This is a genomic window from Streptomyces sp. UF-297, from assembly GCF_058245575.1.
Map to the genome: position 1 here is coordinate 57,047 of NZ_JBSIBZ010000029.1, position 18,345 is coordinate 75,391.

Consider the following 18,345-nt stretch of genomic DNA (forward strand, 5'->3'; position numbering starts at 1 on the left):
GGCGCGCTGTCGTCTGTTTCCTGGGGCGTGGGCCGCGCCCCAGGACGCAGCCGAACGGATCAGCAGACTTCTCGGTACGGCACCTCGGGGAGGTACGTCGCCCAGTCCGCCTCGGAGAGCGATCCGGTGGCGCGGTCGCACACCTCGGCCACGACACGGTCCGGGGCGAGGGTGTAGCGCTGCTCGCGGGTGTGCGCGCCCACGCTGAGCACGCTGGTGTCGCCCGGAGTGAAGGCCACGGATGCCACCGCCTCGCCCGGCGCCGTCAGGGACGAGCCCAGAGGCCGGGCGGACGGTACGTCCCACAGGCGCAGCGCGCCGCGCGCGCCCGCCACGGCCAGCGTGCGGCTGTCGGCGGAGAAGGCGAGCGCGGTCACCGCTTCCGGAGCGCCGGTGCCCGTGTCCGTACCTGCGAGGACTCCCAGCCGTTTCTCGGATCCGGTGTCCCAGAGGGTGACCCCGCCCTGCGCGTCGCCCACGGCCAGATGGGCGCCGTCGGGGCTGAAGGCCAGGGCTCGAAAGGCACCGCCGTCGTTGCCGGGCAACTGCTTGAGCTGCTTACCGCTGCGTGCGTCCAGAATTCGGGTCTCCCCCGGCCTGTCGCTGACCGCTATGGCGAGTTTGCCGTTCACCGAACCGAGGGCTGTTCCGGCTGGGGCAAAGGTGTTGAGCGGCTGCTTCTCGACGATGTCCCAGACCGTGGTGCTGCCCGTGCCCGATTCCGCCCCGTTGCCGGGCGCCCCCGCCCCGTACGCGAGTGTCTTTCCATCCGGTGCGAAAGAACCGAAGACGGCTGGGGAGGAGACCTCATTGCCGGTGTGAATGTCCGGCAGGTGAGTGAGTACTGCGCCGTTACGTCGGTCCCGGAGCTGGAATCGCACGGTACGAGCCGCCGTGCGGGACGTGAGCAGGAGGCGTCCGTCCGGGCTGAGGGCCACCTTCGTGTCCGCGCCCGTGCGCCGGTTTCCGCTCATCGCGCGGCCGAGGTCAAGGGTCCGTACAGTCACGGTACGGCGCGATGAACCCGCCTCCAGATAGCGGACCTTGCCGTTCGCCGCGTCCATTCTCACCCCGTACGGACTGCCGCCCGGCACCCGATACCTGAACACCGGCTGCGCTCCTGCCGCGCTGTCACCGGCGCCGTCGACCGCGTCCAGCCGCCAGAGCAGCACTTCCTCGTCATCGCTGAGGCCCACCACCGCGGAACCGTCCGAAGCGAAGACGAACTCCTTGAGGGAGGGCCGGTCGATCCTCCGCTCCTCCCTCCCCGACGCGATATCCACGCGGCGAATACCTGTCCCGTCGAGAATTCCCACCGTACGGCCGTCCGGACTGAACTGCAGAGCCTCGTCACGGCAGTTGTCCACACTGTGTTTCCAGGACGCGGACAGCTTGCGACGGGTGGCCGCCTCCCATACTTCGAGCCCTTTGCCGCACGCGGCCATCAATCGGCCGTCGTCACTCCGCGCCAGGCCGCGCGTTCCCGGCACGATCTCGCCGGCACCCTTGACCTCTTGAAGCGTGCGGCCGGCCGCCCTGTGGTGCGTGCGGACATCCCACCGCTCGACGCGCCGGCGCTCGGACACCGCGGTCAGCGTCCGGCCGTCCCGGCTCAGGAACGCCTGTGCTCCAACCTCCGGCAGCGGGACGGCAAGGACATCGTCCGCGCGCTGCGTCAGGGCCCCGAGCAGGGCAGCGCGGGTCTCCGTGTTCTGGGCGATCTTCCAGGCCGCCACGCTCAGCCGCATCGCGCGTTGCGGGTCCGAGGAGCGCAGGCTCTCGGCAACTCCCGCTGCCCTACGGGCCGCCGCCTCCTCGCGCTGCCGCTCGCCGTCGTCCCCCTGCGGCCGGACCGCCAGCCCCGTCATGATCGCCAGCAGTACGAGGAGCGCGAGCCGCGACAGGGCGGCGATGGCCACGCCCCGGCGTTTGCGCAGGCGCGTGGTACCGCTGAGGGTGAGGAACTGCCGTTCCAGCGGGGTGAGTTCGTCTGCGGCGAGTGCGTCGGGGGCTGTGGCGCGGGCCCGCGGTGCGGGGAAGGCGGCCTCGGCTTCGGTCAGGCGGGTGCCCCGGTACAGGGCCCCGGTGTCGCGGCGCAGATCGTGCCACGTCCGGGCGGCCTCGGTGAGGCGGCGGTGCGCGCGCAGCCGTTCGCGTCCGTCCTCGATCCAGTCGCGCAGCCGGGGCCAGGAGGTGATCAGCGCCTCGTGTGCGAGGTCCACCCGGCCCTCGGCCAGGGTGATCAGCCGGGCGCGGGCCAGCGTGTCGAGCACCTGACGGGTCATCGCCGGATCGCCCGATTCCAGTTCGGCCGCATCGACGGGGCGTCCGGTGTCCGCTGTGCCGTCGCCCGGGGCGATCGAGCGCAGCAGGATACGGCGGGCCAGTTCGGCCTGTTGCGGGGAGAGACGGGTGTAGGCCGCCTCGGCGGTCTGGGCGATGGCGCCGTGGACACCGCCCGCGGCCTCGTACGCCTCCAGGGTCAGGGTGCGGCCACGACGGCGGCGCCAGGTCTCCAGCAGGGCGTGCGACAGGAGCGGCAGGCCTCCCGGCTCGTCGGCCGCCTCGTCGACGAGCCGGGCGGTCAAAGACCGCTCGACGATCAATCCCTCGGCGGCCGCGGGCCTGACGACGGCCTCCCGCAGTTCGGCCCGCGTCATCGGGGTGACGGGCAGGCTCGCCTTCCGGATGAGCGCGGCCAGTTGGCGGTCGGCCAGGCACTGTCCGTAGAAGTCGGCCCGTACGCCGAGCACCACCCGCAGTCGGCTGCTCGCGTCCTGGGCCGTCAGCAGCAGTGCGATGAACCGGGCGCGCTCCGCCTCATCGGAGCAGAGGGTGAACAGCTCCTCGAACTGGTCCACGACCAGCCAGGTCTCCCCCGCCTCCGGGGCCGGCGTGAACAGCTTCGCGTGGTCGACGGCGGGCCGGGGGCCGGGCGTGAGCATCCGGATCGTCGCCGGGCGCAGCCGCGGGTCCTCGGCGCCACGCAGCCGGGGAATCAGCCCGGCGCGCAGCAGGGAGGACTTGCCGCTGCCCGACGGGCCGAACAGCATCGCGCAGCGGTGGTCGCGCACCAGGCTCGTCAGCTCGTCGCTGAGACGGTCGCGGCCGAAGAAGAGGCCGCTGTCGCCCGGCTCGAAGCGGGCCAGTCCGCGGTAGGGAGGGTCGGCCGTCTCCTCGTGCGGGGCGGGCGCGCCGGCGGCCTCTTCCCGGTGGGCCTCGTGCCAGCGCCGCTCCCACTGCTCGAGGTCGCCGCCGCAGGCCGTCACGTACGCCAGCGCCACCGGCAGCGACGGCAGCTTCTCACCCGCTGCCGCGCCGGCCAGGGCGCTGGCCGAATACCCCGCCCGCTGCGCCATCACCCGGTACGTCGGCCGGCCCGCCTCCTCGCGCGCCGCGCGCAACGCGCACGCGAAGTCCTGCACCGGTCCCGCGGCCGGGTCTATCGGCTTCTCGCGCCGCCCCATCGCCCGTCTCTCCCCCATAGATCGACAACGCTCGCCAGCATGCCCGAGTGGTACGCGACAGCCTCTCGCGGGCCTGCCCCCGACCCCGCCTGATCTTTTGTCCAGGGGCGCGAAAGGGGGCTGCTGGACAACGGGACAGCAGGTGAAATCCCTGGTGCGGGCCCGGCCCGCCCCTCGGCGAAGGGCTCATGAGCGCGGGATGTTCCCGTGCGCCGACTTCGCCCGAGCACAGTGGAGCGCGCCTCAGCCCAAGCGCCTCAGCACAAGCACCTCAGTACAAAGGAGAACCATGATTCGCAGGATCACCACGCTCGCCGTGGCGCTGCTGCTGGCCGGCGGCGGCGTCGCCCAGGCGCGGCCCGCGGGCGACGTCACCGTACGGCTGCCCGCGCCCACCGGCCCGCATCAGGTCGGGGTCACCACGCTGTATCTGGTCGACCGCGAACGCGCCGACCCGTGGGACCACGACCTTCGCGAGCGGGAGGTGATGGCCACGGTGCGGTACCCGGCCCGTACGGTGCGCGGCTACCCGGTCGCGCCGCAGCTGACCGCGGACGCCGCGCGGTTGTTCAAGGAGATCGACACCGCCGCGCACCCGGAACTGCCGAAGGCGGGCGTGGACTGGGCGGCCACCCTGACGCACTCGTACGAGGGAGCGCCCGCGCAGCCCGTCCGGCGGCCGGTGCTGCTCTACAGCCCGGGCGGCGCGGACCCGCGCACCATCGGCAGCGGGGTCGCCGAGGAGCTGGCGAGCCGCGGCTACGTCGTGGTGACCATCGATCACCCCGGCGAGACCAGTGAGGTCGACTTCCCCAGCGAGACTCCCTACCGGGACAAGGTGCGCCCGTACGGGCTGCCCGCGGACCCCCGGACGGATCCGCGGGTCAACCGGACCATGTTCGACACCCGGGTCGCCGACAGCCGGTTCGTACTGGATCAGTTGGAAGAGCTGGCCGCGGGCCGCAATCCCGACGCCGCGGGCCGCCCGCTGCCACCGGGCCTCGGCCGTGCGCTGGATATGCGCCGGGTGGGCATGTACGGGCACTCGGCGGGCGGGGCCACGGCGGCCGAGGCGCTGTACGAGGACCGGCGCATCGACGCGGCGGTCAACCTGGAGGGCTATCTGGACTATCTGCCCGACAAGCCGGGCGAGCAGGGGGAGTTGTTCCCCATCGCGCGGGACGGGGTGGACCGGCCGCTGCTTCTGCTGGGCACCGACGGCTTCCGTGACCAGCGCTTCGAGCGCTCCTGGGGAGCCATGCTGGCGCACCCTGAGGGCTGCACCCGACGGCGGCAGATCGACAACGCCACGCACTGGGTGTTCACCGACTATGCGGCCATGGCGCCGCAGTTGCAGGCCGCGGGGCTGATGACGTACGAGGACCGGGTCAAGCTGGTCGGCGCGAACGACCCGGCGAAGTCGGTGCCCGCGGTCCGCGACGCGGTGCTCTCCTTCTTCGCGCGGCACCTTCCCCGGCGCTGAACGGGCGCCGCTGCACCGAGCGGTCGCCGCGACAACGACCGGTCCGCGCAGCGCTGGCCGGCTGCGGGAAAGCAGCCCTGACCAGCCACGGGGCAAGCAGCCCCGACCGGCTGCGGGAAAAAGGACAGGCACGTCCCTCCCCACACATGCGATCATCGACGTGCTCCACAGATCGACTGAGAGGGTCGTGCCATGTCCCCTGTTCCCGCCGACCCCACGGTGCTCCACCCGATGCCGGGACAGCCGCGGGTGGTGCAGCTCCAACCGCTGGTGAAGTCCCCGCTGATCGAGGTCGGCGCGTACTCGTACTACGACGACCCGGACGACGCGACGGCCTTCGAGAGCCGCAATGTGCTCTACCACTACGGGCCGGAGAAGCTGGTCATCGGGAAGTTCTGCGCGCTGGGCACCGGCGTGCGGTTCATCATGAACGGCGCCAACCACCGTATGGACGGCCCCTCGACCTTCCCCTTCCCCACCATGGGCGGCTCCTGGTCCGAGCACTTCGACCTGCTCACCGGACTGCCGGGGCGCGGCGACACCGTCGTCGGCAACGACGTCTGGTTCGGGTACAACTCCATGGTCATGCCGGGGGTGCGCATCGGACACGGCGCGATCATCGCCTCGGGTGCCGTCGTCACCACCGACGTCCCCGACTACGGCATCGTCGGCGGCAACCCCGCCCAGCTGATCCGCACCCGCTTCGAGGACGCGGATATCGCCAGGCTCCTCGCCCTCGCCTGGTGGGACTGGCCCGTCGAGCACATCACGGAGCACATCCGCACGATCATGTCCGGCAGCATCGACGAACTGGAGGCGGTCGCGCCGACCGCCGGCGAGGCGCGTTGAAACGAGCCGCTCCAGCGTTCTAGGGGCTGTCGCCAGGCAGGCGGGACGTTGACGACGACCCTAGGCGCCGGGTGGGTCCAGCGATGCCAGCAGTTCCCGGATCTCCGTCGTTTCGGGGGACGACAGGCGCTCGTGGATGTCCAGGGCTTCGTGCCAGCAGACGCGGGCGCGGTCGAGGTGGCCGGTGTGCAGCAGGGTCTGTCCGAGCATGGTGAGGACGTGGGCGCGGGTCCATTCATTGACGGCGGCGGGCGCGGCGGCCAGGGCCTGCTCCGCCAGGCCCGCCGCGCACACAACCCGGCCTGCGGCGAAGTGGACTTCCGCCATGTGGTAGTACACCTCGGCCTCCCACGGGCGCAGCCGACGGTCGCGGAAGACGGTGACGGCCTGCTCCATTTCCCGCAGCGCGTCGTCGGGGCGGCCGGCGCGTGCCAGCGCCAGCCCGTACACGAACCGGCCGTTGGCCACACCCCGTGTCGTACCGAGGTCTTGGAACATCAGCAGGGCCTGCTCGGCCGTCTCCAGCGCTTCGTCGACGCGGCCGGTCTCCAGGAAGATGCGGGCGAGGGTGGACAGGGCGCAGGCCTCGCTGCTCCGGTTGCCGTAGCTGCGGAAGGCCTCCAGGGCGCGGGTCAGATACGCCTCCGAGTCCTGGAGGCGGAGCCGGACACCGGCGATGATGCCGCTGACGTCCAGTGCGAAGGAGTGGAGCACCGTGTCACCGCAGCGGGAGGAGAGTTCGACGGCGGCCTCGGCCTGCGGCACCGCTTCGTTGAACCGGCCGCCCATGATCAGGATGCGCGCCATGATGAAGCGCAGCCGTCCCTCGGCGCGGAGGTCCCCCGCCGCTTGAACGGCGGTCAGCAGTTGCACGTCGACGTCTTCGAGTTCGCAGGTGTAGGCCCCCGATTCGCACAGGTCGCGGGCGACCAGCAGGAGATCGACCGCGCGGCGAAGGGCGCCGCGGTCGGTCGAGGCGCCGGCACAGGCCAACAGCGCGATCGCCTCGGCGCGCAGCCACTGCTGGGCGGCGTCCTGGTCCTCGAAGGTCAGTCCGGGGTACTGGGTGGGGGCGGTGTACTGGGTCAGGGGGTCGCCGGGCCGCTCCAGCGAGCACACCGTTCCCGTCGTCGCCAGGTAGAAGTCCAGCAGCCGTGACATCGCGGCGTCCCGGGCGTCACAGGGTTCGTCGCGCTCGGCGCAGGCGCGGGCGTACAGGCGTACCAGATCGTGGTAGCGGTAGCGGCCCGGTGCGGGCGTCTCCAGGAGGGAGGCGTCCACCAAGGTCTGCAGCAGCCTCCTGGCGGGCTCGGCATCGAGGTCGAGTACGGCTGCCGCTGCCTCCAAAGAGATGTCCGGGCCGTGGGCCAGTGCCAACAGGCGGAACGCGCGGGCCTGATCCGGGGGCAGCTGGCCGTAGCTCAGCTCGAAGGTGGCCGTGACCGCCAGGTCGCCGACCTTGAGTTCGTCCAGGCGGCGCCGTTCGTCGGCCAGCTTGCGGGCCAGGTCGCCGGCGGTCCAACTGCGGCGCGCGGACAGGCGGGAGGCGGCGATACGCAGCGCCAGCGGCAGGAATCCGCAGGTCTCCACCACCTCGATGGCGGCCTCGTCCGCGCCGGGCGCGATCCGGGCGAACAGCGTCAGGGCCTCCTGGGGGCTCATCACCTCAAGGTCGATCACGTACGCGCCGTCCAGAGCGGTCATCCGGGTGCGGCTGGTGACCAGGGCGGCGCAGCCGTCCGCCACCGGCAGCAGCGGCGTGATCTGGGCGGCATCGCGGGCGTTGTCCAGGAGGACCAGGACGCGGCGGCCGCCCAGCGTGGAGCGGTAGAGCGCGATGCGCGCCTGCCGCCCGTGCGGGATGGCCGAGTCCGCGACGCCCAGGGCTCGCAGGAAAGCGCCGAGTACGGCAGCGGGGTCGGCCGGGTCCGGTCCCGCGCCCTGCAGATCCACATACAACTGGCCGTCCGGGAACTGCTTGCGTGCGGCCTGCGCGACATGGACGGCCAGGGCGGTCTTGCCCACGCCGCCGACGCCGGAGACCGCCGCCAGCTGCATCCCCCGGCCGTCCTGCGCCTGGGCGAGCTGTTCCGCCAGCTCCTTGACCTCCGCCGCGTGCCCGGTGAAATCGCTGACCGCCGCGGGAAGTTGTGCCGGGGTGACGGGTACGACGCCCGGGGTGTCGGCGTCCCGCTGCCGTCTGATGGGGGCGGCCAGTGCGGCGTCCGCGCTCTGCACGCGGCGGTGGAGCTCGGTGAGTTCGGGGCGGGGGTCGACGCCGAGTTCGTCGGCCAGCAGCCGGCGCGTATCGGCGTAGACGGCCAGCGCTTCGGCCTGGCGTCCGCAGCGGTGCAGCGCGAGCATCAGCAGCCCCCGCAGCCCCTCGCGCAGCGGGTGCGCCGCGGTCAGGGCGGTCAGTTCGGCGACGACTTCCGCCTGGCGGCCGAGCTGCAGATCGAGGTCGATCCGGGCCTCCAGCAGAGTCAGCCGCCGCTCTTCGAGGCGGGCGCGCTGCGTCCGGCAGTACGGTCCGGGCGCACCGGCCAGCGCTTCGCCCGTCCACTGGGCCAGGGCCCGTCCGGCCAGTTCGCGGGAGCGGACGACCTCGCCCAGCCGGCGGGCCTGCTCGGCCTCGGCCGCCCACCGCTCGGCGTCCTCCAGGTCGAGCGCCGCCCTGTGGGTACGCAACGCATAGCCGCCCGACTCACTGACCAGCATGTCCGCGTCCGGCCCCAGGGCCCTGCGCAGCCGGGACGCGTACGTCCGCAGGGCGGCCGTCGCGCTCTGCGGCGGGTCCTCGCCCCACAGCGCGTCGACCAGCTCCGGAGCCGTCATCGTCTTGCCGTCGCGCAATAAGAGCGTCGCCAACAGGGCGCGCTGCTGCGGCGATCCGGCCTGGAGTCGCTCCTCGCCGCGCCGGATGTCCACCGGCCCCAGGACGGTGAACCGCAGTTGCTGCCCCTGCTCCACACTCTCGGCCATGGACTCCCCCGTCTCCCGCACCCATGCCTCGAAACCGCCAGTCTCCCCGACTGTCCGATGCGACCGGCATGATTCGGACACGGCTTACGGGCCAAAGCACTGCGCCCCAGCGGCCCCTGAGACGGCGTCAGGGTGGTACGCCGCAAGGATGACCATGGACGCGACCGCGGGCTGACTACGCGCCGCCGTCAGCGCACTACCTTCTGTTTCAGGAGCACCAACACCGATGCGGGAGTGGCGAAGTGACGATGGGCAGGCAAGCGGGGCAGAGGAGTCAGCGGCGGGCGCGCAGGGGCCGCATCGGGGCGGTGCTCGGCACGGCACTGGTCTGTGCGGCAGCGGGCGTCGCGACGGCCGGTCCGGCTCAGGCCATGGTCGGCGGTACGCAGGTGCCGCAGCCGGGAGCGGCTCCGTGGCTCGCGACGCTGGCCGTGAAGGGGGCGGCTCCGCTGCTGGAGCGGGCGTCGTGCGGCGGCGCACTGGTAGCGCCCGACCGCGTAGTCACCGCGGCCCACTGCCTCGACGGTGTGGACGCGCGCACGGTCGAGGCGCACATCGGCTCCTCGGTCCTGTCGCAGGATCCGGGCACCGTACGTGACATCCGCGGCGTCAGGCTCCACCCCCGCTACAAGCTGCTGCCCTCCCCCGTCGACCCCGGCAGGCCCGAACTGTCCTCTGCCGCCTATGACATGGCGGAGATCCGCCTCACCTCCCCGGTGCGCGACGTCGAGCCGCTCCCGGTAGCGCGGCAGCGTCCGCGCCCCGGCACACCCGTCTCGATCTTCAGCCATGGCACCACGGCCCTGCCCGACCCGTCCGGTCCGGGCAGGGACATCCGCGGCGATATGCTGCGCCGTGGCGATCTGACCGTCCGCAGCCATGCGCAGTGCGCCGCGCAGACACCCGCCGTGGTCGACGAGGCCTCGATGGTCTGCGCCCGGGACCTGCGCGAGGGCGGCGCTGCCATGTGCTTCGGCGCCAGCGGGAGCCCCCTGGTCGCATGGGGCCGTCGCGGTCCTGAGCTGGTCGGCGTCTTCAGCTTCGCCGGGGAGACGGCGGGGCGGGCCTGCGAGCCGGCCGACGCCGCGTTCACCGATGTCCCGGGAGTGCGGGCAGGGATACGGGCGGCATAGCCGGGACTCCGGCCGGGCGGCGGGCCGGCGTACGGACGCTCCGCCTGCCGCGGGCCGCCCCCTACCGCGAACTGCGTAAGAGCAACGGGCATATCACCTCCTGCTTCCCCGGCTCTCCGGACCCGTCGGACCCCTAAAATCTGGTCACAGACTCATCTCTACGGGGGATCGCCATGGGCATTCGTGGCGGCGCGGCAGAGCCGCGGCTGGTGATTACGCATCCTGCTGAACTCCGGAACCACACCCTCGCCCTGGCCGACGGCCAACAGGTCCTCGGCCGGGCGCCCGACTGCGATCTGTACCTGGCGCACCCGCATGTGAGCAGCCGTCACGCCACGCTCACCCGGTCCGGCGCCCAGGTCGTGATCTCCGACCTGTCCTCCACCAACGGCACTTACGTCAACGACAGACGGGTGCGGGCGCCCCAGCCGCTCCGCTGCGGGGACCTGGTCCGCTTCGGTGACGTCTGCGCCCGCTACGACGACCCCTCGCAGTCCGTCACCCAGACCGCGGTGGCGCCCGTCTTCGACATCCGGTCCCAGCAGGCCGGGAACATCAACAATGTGGCCCGGGACCAGCACATCCACGAAGCGCGGCAGAGTTTCCTGAAGGAAGTGGCGGCCACCCGCAGCCGGGGGCGGCGTCTGCTGCTCCTCGGTTTCCTGCTCAGCGTCGGCGGCTTCGGGCTCTTCGCCTGGGGAATCCTCCGCTTCATGGGCGATGTCGGCAAGGGATTCGAGACTTCCGGTGACCCCTGGAATTCCGCTTCCTTCCCCTCCTTCGACGACCTCGGTGATGTATGGGGCGACCAGGTCGGCGGAATTCCGCTCTTTCTCTTCGGCTGGGTGGCGGCGGCCATCGGCAGCATCCTGATGATCATTGGGTTCGTGCTGCACATCGTCGCCGCCGCCCGCCGCCGCGCCATCGAGCGCACGACCTATCTCGTCTGACCACGGGGGCACGCCATGACCTTCAACATCGGCAGTCAGCAGGGCAACATCAACAACGTCACCGGCGACCAGACCATCCACGGCGGCCAGCACGGCACCTTCCACGGCGGCGCACAGCTGCCCCTGGACCTGGTAGCCCGGCTGCGCGACGCACTCGACCGTACGGCCCTGCCACCGCAGTTGGCCGCCGGTGTACGCGACGAGGTCAACGGGCTCAACGCCGACCTCACCGCCCTGGCCCCCGACCGCTCGCGCGCCGCCGACCGCCTCGTCCGCATCACCCGCGCCCTGACCGCCGCCGGTGCGCTGACGGCCGCGGCGGGCCCGCTCGCCGAGGCCATCACCGCACTCGCCCAATGGCTGGGTCCCTTCGGCGAGTCGGTGCTCCGGGCGATCGCCCCGTAGCGCGTCATCACCCGGCCCGCCCCGCCCGCCCGGCGCGCTGCGGGGCTACGGCGCGTCCTCCCCCACGCCACGGACGAACACGTCGTTCGCACCGTTGGTGTCCCCCGGCACCGCATCCGCACACGCGCTGCCGAAGACCACGTCGCGGCCGTGCCAGGTCAGTGCCCCCGGCCCGGCCTGGTTCATCCAGCCCTGGGCGACCGTGCGCTGCTCGCCGGGGCGCAGGTCGTGCAGGTCGTGCAGGTCGTGCAGGTCGTGCAGGGTGAGTTTGCCGTCCCGCTCCCCACAGGCGCCGTCCGTCGCCGCTGACCGCGCGCGCCTGGACGCCGGGCCCCTCGCGGCCGACCTCCTGGGTACGCCCGCTGCGCAGGTCGTGCGCGTACACCTGCGCGCGGGGCGGGCAGGTCTCGCCTGCCGGGCCCTTCACATCGGAACGGAAGGCCACGGTACGCCCGTTGGCGCTCAGCTCCCCCAGCATGATCCGCCCCTTGTCCATCGGCAGCCCCCCCCCGGGGTTCACGTCGGCCTGCCGTACGGTGCCGGTCCGGCGGTCGCGCACGTACAGGTCCTCCCGCGCGCCGCTCCTGCCGCTGAGCGCATAGGCCACGAACCGGCCGTCGCCGCTCAGCGAGACACCCGTGGTGTCGCGGTAACCACGGCTCTCCGCAAGGTCCTTGGGCGTGATCAGAGTGGTCCGTCCCCGCGCCGTGTCCCGCAGGCAGGCGAGCACGGGGGCGTCCGGGCCGGTGGCCGTGAAGGCCGCCTGGCGGCCGTCGGCGCTCAGGGCTGCCACCGCCACACTCCGGCTGCTTCCGGGGGCGCCGGGCGGCGGGGTCAGGCGCGTCGTCCTGCCGGTGGCGCGGTCGTGCAGGCACGCGGCGGGCGCGTCGCCGGAGGGGTTGGAGGTGTAGGCGATGACGCGGCCGTCGGCGCTGATGGCGGCGTTGCCCGAGGCGCCGTCCGCCCCGCCGCCGCCCGGCGTCGTACTGACTCTGACGACCGTGGACTCGGCCTGTGCCGCAGTCGCCGTCTGCCCCGGCAGCGACAGCGCCGTGCCGCAGACCGCCGCGGCAACGGCCAGGACGGATGTACGCACGCGTCTCGCCATGTCTCCCCCTTGGACACCGGCCCCGCCCCCTGCGAGGCAGCCGCATACCACCGCACCACGGGCATGACGGCGATCGGCAGTTCTCCGTACACCCCTCGCCGCGCGCGAAGCGTCGGCGCACCGCGATCGGCGCACCGTGGCAGCGTGCCGTGGCGGCGTGCCGGTCGCGGCCGCCTCGCACTCGCAGGGGCACCATTCCCGTGTGACTGCGCCGCTCAGGAACAGGAGATCGCCGTGGGCAAGTTGATCTATTCCGCCATCGCCTCGCTCGACGGCTTTGTCGCCGATGCGCACGGCTCGTACGACTGGGCCGTTCCCAACGAGGAAGTGCACTCCTTCATCAATGAGCTGGAGCGGCCGATCGGCACCTACCTCTACGGGCGGCGGATGTACGAGGAGATGGCGGGCTGGGAAACCGCGGATTCCTGGGCCGACCGGCGGGCCGTCATGCTGGACTTCGCGCAGTTGTGGCAGGCGGCGGAGAAGGTCGTGTACTCCACAACGCTGGATTCCGTCTCCACCGCCAGGACGCGCCTCGAGCGGGACTTCGACCCGGCGGCCGTGCGCCGGCTCAAAGCGTCCGCCGAACGGGATCTCGCCGTGAGCGGCCCCGGCCTCGCCGCCACGGCGTTCGAGGCCGGTCTGGTGGACGAGTGCCATCTCTTCCTCACCCCCATCGTGGTGGGAGGCGGAAAACGGCTCTTTCCCAACGACGTCCTGCTCCGGCTCGAGCTGCTGGACGAGCGCCGCTTCGGCGGCGGAACGGTCTTCCTCAGATACCGCGCCAGGCCGTGACGGGCCGGTCGGTGTCAGCCGGTCAGGCCGCCTGGAGCTCGCTGACGCGGCCGTGGTGCAGCGCCAGGTGGCTGCCGGTGAAGCGGGTGCGCATCCGGCGGTCGTGGGTGACGACCACCAAGGCGCCCTGGTAGCTGTCCAGCGCTTGCTCCAGTTCTTCGATGAGGGCGGGGGCCAGATGGTTGGTGGGCTCGTCCAGCAGGAGCAGGTCCACCGGGTCGCTGACCAGGCGGGCCAGTTCGATGCGGCGGCGCTGCCCGTAGGAGAGTTCCCCTACCCGCAGGCGCAGGTCAACGCGGGTGAACAGGCCGAGAGAGAGCAGGGTTTCGCGGTGTTCGTCCGGGTCGCCGGGGCGGCCGTGGGCGAAGGCCTGGATCAGGGTCAGACCGGGGGGCCAGGGGGTTTCCTCCTGTCGCAGGTGGCCTACGCGGGCCGGGGTGCGTACCGAGCCGGTGTCCGGCCGCAGTTCGCCCGCCAGCAGCCGCATCAGGGTGCTCTTGCCCGCGCCGTTGGGGCCGGTCACCAGCAGCCGCTCGGCGGGCCGGATGCGCAGGTGCGGCAGGTGGAGCCGGCCCGCTATGCGTACGTCGGCGAGTTCGGCCACCGCCGGCGGCTCACCCTCCTTGCCGCCGTCCTGACACGTGGTGCCGATGCGGGCGGTGAAGACGAGCGGCTGGGGCGGTGGGGCGACGGGGTCGCCGGTCAGCCGGGCGAGGCGTTCCTTGGCGTTGCGGATGCGGCCCATCGCGCCGTGGCCGCGGACGCGGGCCCGGAAGTTGCCGTGGCCGAAGACGGCGAAGGACAGTTTCTGCGGGATGGCGTTCAGCCGCGCCGCGTTGGACTCCACCAGCCGCCGGCTGCGGGCCAGTTCGGCGCACCACCGCTCGTACTCCTCCAGGTGGCGACGGCGCTCGGCGGCCTTGGCGGCGAGGTAGCCGTCGTAGCCGTTGCCGTAGCGGGAAACCTTGCCGGAGCCGACCTCCAGGATCGTGGTGGTGAGGTGTTCCAGGAACACCCGGTCGTGGGTGACCGCGACCACGGTGCCGCGGTGTTCGCGCAGATGTGCCTCCAGCCAGGCGACGGCCTGGTCGTCCAGGTCGTTGGTGGGTTCGTCCAGCAACAGCAGCTCCGGCCGGGAGGCCAGGGTGGCGGCCAGGGCCAGACGGGACCGCTCGCCGCCGGACAGGGTGCCGAGCCGTCTGGCGCGTGGCAGGCCCGGCAGGCCCAGGCCGTGCAGCGCGATGTCCACCCGGGCGTCCGCCGTGTAGCCGCCGCGGGCCTCGTACTGCTCGACCAGCCGGGCGTACGAGGCGAGCGCGGCGTCCAGTTCCGGCCCCGCGGCGGCCGCCAGATGGGCCTCGGCCCGGCGCATGCGCGCTTCGAGGTCGCGCAGAGCGGCCAGGGCCAGGTCGACGGCGTCCTGGACGGTGGCGTCCGGCGGCAGCTCCAGCGCCTGGGCCAGGCAGCCCGTGCCGCCGGGTGCGCTGACGGTCAACTCGCCGTTGTCGGGCCGCTCTTGTCCGGCGATCAGCTTGAGGAGGGTGGTCTTCCCCGAGCCGTTGTCGCCGATGACACCGACCTTCTCGCCCGGCTTGACGGTGCAGGAGATCCGGTCGAGCACGACGTGCTCGTCGTAGCGCTTGGTGACGTTGTGGAGGGTCAGTTGGGCGGTGGCCATAGAGGTGTCCCCCTGTTCCCGGCCGGGCGGGCCGGAGCGGTTCATGCGGATCATCGAGACGGGGCGAGGACGCATCCGCATGCCGGGACCGCCGCTGGGGCAGCGGCGGTGGAGCTGTCGGCGTACGGATGGTCGCGACGGCGGAGCGAAGCTCTACGCGGTCGCGCGGTCGGCCATCACAGGGAACCCATGCCGAGTACTGTACGGGCCGATTCCCCCGTTGGCAAGACGAAACGTCTCGCCTTGCTAGGGGGGGGGTGACCTAGGCTCCCCGCCTCGTCATTTGTGCGCAAGGCGAGCGTCGGGCAGGCCGAGATGCTCGTGGAGCGCGGACCGCCCGGCGGCCGTGACGATCACGGCGCGCGTCGTGCCGATGGGGGCGATCCAGCCCGCGTCGAACGCGTGGCGGCACAGCGCGGCACCGATGGCGCCCGCCAGGTGCGGGCGGCGTTCGGTCCAGTCCAGGCACGACCGTACCAAGGGGCGGCGGGTGCCCTGGTCGGCGGCGATGCCGAGGTCCCCGAGCCAGGCCGCCCCGTCGTCGGTGATCCTGAGCCCCTGCCGCCAGTCCAGCAGCCCGCGCTCGGTCATCGCGTCGGTGATCGCCACGCCGACCGTTCCGGCGAGGTGGTCGTAGCACGTACGGGCGTGCGCGAGGGCCTGGCGGCGGCCGGACGCCGACAGGGAGCGCGGCGGCGAGGGGCGGTCGGGCGCCAACGCGGCCAGGTGCTCGATCAGTTCGGCGACCTGGGGGCCGGCCAGGCGTACGTAGCGGTGCCGCCCCTGCCGTTCCTCGGCGAGGAGGTTGCCGCGGACCAGCGCGTTCAGGTGCTCGGTCGCGGTCGAGGCCGCCACCCCCGCATGGCGCGCCAGTTCGTTCGCCGTCCAGGCCCGGCCGTCGAGCAGCGCCCAGCAGAAGCTCGCACGCGTGCCGTCGGCCAGGAGCCTGGCCACGGCCGCCAGATCGGGGCCCGCCTCGTGGCCGCGCCGGAAGTCCATGGGCTCGATTATTGCCCGCGACGCTTCGGCTCTCGCCGAAGCGTTCGGTTCCTATGCTCCGGATCATGACTTTGGGAGAGATGCTCGCCGTCTTCGGAGCGGGCGTGGGGGCCGGTGCCATCAACACGGTCGTCGGCTCGGGGACGTTGATCACCTTTCCGGTTCTGCTGGCGACCGGCCTGCCGCCGGTCACCGCCACCGTCTCCAACGCGCTCGGACTGATCCCCGGCTCGATCAGCGGGGCCATCGGCTACCGCAAGGAACTGTCCGGCCAGGGCCGGCGCATCCTGAAGCTGACCGCCGGCGCCCTGCTCGGCGGCCTCACGGGCGCCACGCTCCTGCTGGCGCTGCCCGCCTCGGCCTTCGAGCGGATCGTGCCGGCGCTGGTGGGCCTCGCTCTCTTACTGGTCGTCCTGCAGCCCCGGATCAGCCGGCAGCTGCGCAAACGGCGCGAGCTGACCGGCACGGCCGTCCGCACCGACGGCGGCCCGCTGCTGCTCACCGGTCTGACGCTGGCCAGCGTCTACGGCGGCTACTTCGCCGCCGCCCAGGGGATCATCTATATGTCCCTGATGGGCATGGCCCTCGACGACAATATGCAGCGCCTCAACGCCATCAAGAACGTTCTGGTCGCCGTGGTCAACGCCGTCGCGGCCGTCTTCTTCCTGGCCGTCGCGGACGTCGACTGGACGGCCGTCGTCCTGCTCGCGGCCGGCTCCGCCATCGGCGGCCAGATCGGGGCCACGGCCGGCCGCCGGCTCAGCCCCGCGGTCCTGCGCACCTTCATCGTGACGGTCGGCACCGTGGCCATCGCCCAGTTGCTGCTGCGCTGAGAGCCCCTCCGCACCGTCGCGCCCGGCCCTGCGGCCGCGCCCCTCTCCCCCTGCCTCCAGAACCGGAACTATGGGTTCATATAGGCTGCACGTTCGTGTCTTTGTGGTGTGCACTTGCATGTATTCAGGAGAGTTCTCTGTGACCGTTGCGATCGCTCCGTCCGAAGCGGCCGTCCCTTCCGCCGATGACCAGGCCCCGGTGGCGCAGGAATCGGTGACGCAGGCCCCGGTGGCGCAGGAATCGGTGGCCCAGGACCCGGTGGCGCGGGAATCGGTGGCCCAGGACCCGGTGGCGCGGGACGCGCGTGAGTTCGGGGCCTATGCGCGGACCGGCGGCTGGGCATTCGCCTTGAAGGTGGCGCGCAGCGTCCGGCCCGGCGGGCAGCCCGCCGGTGAGACGCCGAAGGTGTCCGCCAAGGAGTTCAGCATGCTGGCCGGCTGCTCGCCCGAGCGCGTCATGCGCTATTACAAGGCGTGGGACAAGGCCGCCGACGACGGGCTCGTACCGCATTTCGAGGTGCTGGTCCCGGGTGAGGACATCGAGCTGCCGGACGCGGACGTGTGGCTCTCGTACTACGTCTCCCGCAACAGCGCGACCTCGGTACGGGGCAACGCCATCTCGGCCGCGGCCGAGGCGGAGGGCATCCGCCCGACCAAGGCCCTGGAGGTGGCCGAGAACCCCACCGCGCTGCGGGCCGCGATCCTCGCCGACCCCGGCACCGCGCAGGCCGCGCGGCAGGCGCTGCTGGACCGGCTCAAGGACGACCCGGCGCTGCAGACCGAAATGGCCCGCGACATCGCCCGTACCGACGAGCTGAAGAAGGCGGTGGCCACCGAGACCAGGGCGGCCGACCGCATCGGCTATGTGCGCCAGATCGTGGAGAACGGCCAGATCAAGACGCCCGCCGGGCAGAAGGTCGACGCCCCCGCGGAGCTGCGCGCCGAGGCCGAGCGGCATCTGTCCCTCATCGACGAGCTGGACGACGCCGAAGAGGCGGGCGAGTGGGCCACCGAGGCGTACGACACGGTCAAGGAGCTGGTCGTCCAGGCCGTCGAGGCGGACCCGGAGCTGCACATCCAGGAGCGGCGCACCCGCTTCTACAACAGCCTGCACAAGGCGACGAAGGTGTTCGAGGAGCTGACCCTCGACGACGCCGACGACATCTACGAGGACGACATGGTGCAGCAGCTGGAGGCGCTCCAGCAGGCCATCGGCAGCTGCATCAGCGCGCTGCGCAAGGCGTCCGCCGGACAGTAGCCGGTCCACCGCACGGCAGTTGAACGGCCGTGGTCCAGGGGTGATTTCACACCTCGGGGCCACGGCCTTTCCTTTTCTCGGACCGTCGGGAACGGCGGGTTGCCCCTTCCCGCCTTCTCGCCGTCTTCTCGCCGTCTTCTCGCCGTCTTCTCCCCGCCTTCTCCCCGCCTTCTTCCCGTCTTCCTACGCAATTCATGGCGCTCTTTGCCGGGCGGGAGTAACGCTTCGTGATTTCCGGTGCACGCACCGCTCGCAATGCGGGGCCCACGTCGAGCGACAGCTTATCGAGCCCGTCACCGCCGCCGGGATCCGGGTCCTGTTCACGGATTCTGTGACCGGGGCAAAACAACCGCCCATTGACATGCTTTGAGGTCTTAAACAATCATCTGGATGTCGAACGGGTGA

The 18,345-nt window shown here is 72.0% G+C and carries 13 protein-coding genes; 8 read left to right on the forward strand and 5 right to left on the reverse strand.

The window, feature by feature from the left end; genetic code table 11:
* Positions 1-59: 59 nt before the first annotated feature.
* Complete coding sequence (locus tag AC4IJH_RS18760; protein ID WP_490852898.1) at positions 60-3,467, reverse strand: nSTAND1 domain-containing NTPase; 3,408 nt, start codon at positions 3,465-3,467, stop codon at positions 60-62.
* A gap of 289 nt (positions 3,468-3,756) precedes the next feature.
* On the opposite strand from AC4IJH_RS18760, the gene AC4IJH_RS18765 reads away from it, so the two are divergent.
* Both AC4IJH_RS18765 and AC4IJH_RS18770 read left to right on the forward strand, forming a co-directional pair.
* Complete coding sequence (locus AC4IJH_RS18765; RefSeq protein ID WP_490852899.1) at positions 3,757-4,950, forward strand: alpha/beta hydrolase family protein; 1,194 nt, start codon at positions 3,757-3,759, stop codon at positions 4,948-4,950.
* A 192-nt stretch (positions 4,951-5,142) separates the two neighbouring features.
* The gene (locus AC4IJH_RS18770; protein WP_490852900.1) at positions 5,143-5,799 is read left to right on the forward strand and encodes a CatB-related O-acetyltransferase; all 657 of its coding nucleotides are present in this window, start codon (positions 5,143-5,145) and stop codon (positions 5,797-5,799) included.
* A 60-nt stretch (positions 5,800-5,859) separates the two neighbouring features.
* Here AC4IJH_RS18770 and AC4IJH_RS18775 read toward each other — a convergent pair whose 3' ends face one another.
* Positions 5,860-8,781, reverse strand: a complete 2,922-nt coding sequence (locus AC4IJH_RS18775) for an AfsR/SARP family transcriptional regulator (protein WP_490852901.1) — start codon at positions 8,779-8,781, stop codon at positions 5,860-5,862.
* Between the two features lie 248 nt (positions 8,782-9,029).
* Between AC4IJH_RS18775 and AC4IJH_RS18780 the strand changes: the two genes are divergently transcribed.
* The 3 genes from AC4IJH_RS18780 (at position 9,030) to AC4IJH_RS18790 (ending at position 11,269) form a co-directional block, all read left to right on the forward strand.
* A complete protein-coding gene (locus tag AC4IJH_RS18780) occupies positions 9,030-9,914 on the forward strand; it encodes a S1 family peptidase (protein WP_490852912.1) in 885 nt (294 codons plus the stop codon).
* A gap of 173 nt (positions 9,915-10,087) precedes the next feature.
* Positions 10,088-10,864 carry an FHA domain-containing protein gene (locus tag AC4IJH_RS18785; protein ID WP_490852902.1) on the forward strand — a complete coding sequence of 259 codons (777 nt, stop codon included), beginning with the start codon at positions 10,088-10,090 and terminating at the stop codon, positions 10,862-10,864.
* A 15-nt stretch (positions 10,865-10,879) separates the two neighbouring features.
* A complete protein-coding gene (locus AC4IJH_RS18790; RefSeq protein ID WP_490852903.1) occupies positions 10,880-11,269 on the forward strand; it encodes a hypothetical protein in 390 nt (129 codons plus the stop codon).
* 7 nt (positions 11,270-11,276) lie between these two features.
* On the opposite strand, the gene AC4IJH_RS18795 is transcribed toward AC4IJH_RS18790, so the two are convergent.
* Complete coding sequence (locus AC4IJH_RS18795) at positions 11,277-12,377, reverse strand: TolB family protein (RefSeq protein ID WP_490852904.1); 1,101 nt, start codon at positions 12,375-12,377, stop codon at positions 11,277-11,279.
* 234 nt (positions 12,378-12,611) lie between these two features.
* On the opposite strand from AC4IJH_RS18795, the gene AC4IJH_RS18800 reads away from it, so the two are divergent.
* On the forward strand, positions 12,612-13,172 hold the full coding sequence (locus AC4IJH_RS18800) for a dihydrofolate reductase family protein (RefSeq protein ID WP_490852905.1): 561 nt from the start codon (positions 12,612-12,614) through the stop codon (positions 13,170-13,172).
* Between the two features lie 22 nt (positions 13,173-13,194).
* Here the strand turns inward: AC4IJH_RS18800 and AC4IJH_RS18805 are convergent, their stop codons facing one another.
* Together AC4IJH_RS18805 and AC4IJH_RS18810 are read right to left on the reverse strand one after the other, a co-directional pair.
* On the reverse strand, positions 13,195-14,850 hold the full coding sequence (locus AC4IJH_RS18805; protein ID WP_490852913.1) for a TlrC/CarA/OleB/SrmB family ABC-F type ribosomal protection protein: 1,656 nt from the start codon (positions 14,848-14,850) through the stop codon (positions 13,195-13,197).
* A gap of 279 nt (positions 14,851-15,129) precedes the next feature.
* Entirely contained in the window at positions 15,130-15,849 is a 720-nt protein-coding gene (locus AC4IJH_RS18810) for an ArsR/SmtB family transcription factor (protein ID WP_490852906.1), read from the reverse strand.
* A gap of 65 nt (positions 15,850-15,914) precedes the next feature.
* Between AC4IJH_RS18810 and AC4IJH_RS18815 the strand changes: the two genes are divergently transcribed.
* Together AC4IJH_RS18815 and AC4IJH_RS18820 are read left to right on the forward strand one after the other, a co-directional pair.
* Complete coding sequence (locus AC4IJH_RS18815) at positions 15,915-16,682, forward strand: sulfite exporter TauE/SafE family protein (RefSeq protein WP_490852907.1); 768 nt, start codon at positions 15,915-15,917, stop codon at positions 16,680-16,682.
* 139 nt (positions 16,683-16,821) lie between these two features.
* On the forward strand, positions 16,822-17,940 hold the full coding sequence (locus tag AC4IJH_RS18820; protein ID WP_490852908.1) for a hypothetical protein: 1,119 nt from the start codon (positions 16,822-16,824) through the stop codon (positions 17,938-17,940).
* Positions 17,941-18,345 lie beyond the last annotated feature (405 nt).

Coding starts and splice junctions, on each gene's coding strand:
- AC4IJH_RS18760 (WP_490852898.1), bottom strand. CDS start 3,467: ATGGGGCGGCGCGAGAAGCCGATAGACCCGGCCGCGGGACCGGTGCAG.
- AC4IJH_RS18765 (WP_490852899.1), top strand. CDS start 3,757: ATGATTCGCAGGATCACCACGCTCGCCGTGGCGCTGCTGCTGGCCGGC.
- AC4IJH_RS18770 (WP_490852900.1), top strand. CDS start 5,143: ATGTCCCCTGTTCCCGCCGACCCCACGGTGCTCCACCCGATGCCGGGA.
- AC4IJH_RS18775 (WP_490852901.1), bottom strand. CDS start 8,781: ATGGCCGAGAGTGTGGAGCAGGGGCAGCAACTGCGGTTCACCGTCCTG.
- AC4IJH_RS18780 (WP_490852912.1), top strand. CDS start 9,030: ATGGGCAGGCAAGCGGGGCAGAGGAGTCAGCGGCGGGCGCGCAGGGGC.
- AC4IJH_RS18785 (WP_490852902.1), top strand. CDS start 10,088: ATGGGCATTCGTGGCGGCGCGGCAGAGCCGCGGCTGGTGATTACGCAT.
- AC4IJH_RS18790 (WP_490852903.1), top strand. CDS start 10,880: ATGACCTTCAACATCGGCAGTCAGCAGGGCAACATCAACAACGTCACC.
- AC4IJH_RS18795 (WP_490852904.1), bottom strand. CDS start 12,377: ATGGCGAGACGCGTGCGTACATCCGTCCTGGCCGTTGCCGCGGCGGTC.
- AC4IJH_RS18805 (WP_490852913.1), bottom strand. CDS start 14,850: ATGGCCACCGCCCAACTGACCCTCCACAACGTCACCAAGCGCTACGAC.
- AC4IJH_RS18810 (WP_490852906.1), bottom strand. CDS start 15,849: ATGGACTTCCGGCGCGGCCACGAGGCGGGCCCCGATCTGGCGGCCGTG.
- AC4IJH_RS18815 (WP_490852907.1), top strand. CDS start 15,915: ATGACTTTGGGAGAGATGCTCGCCGTCTTCGGAGCGGGCGTGGGGGCC.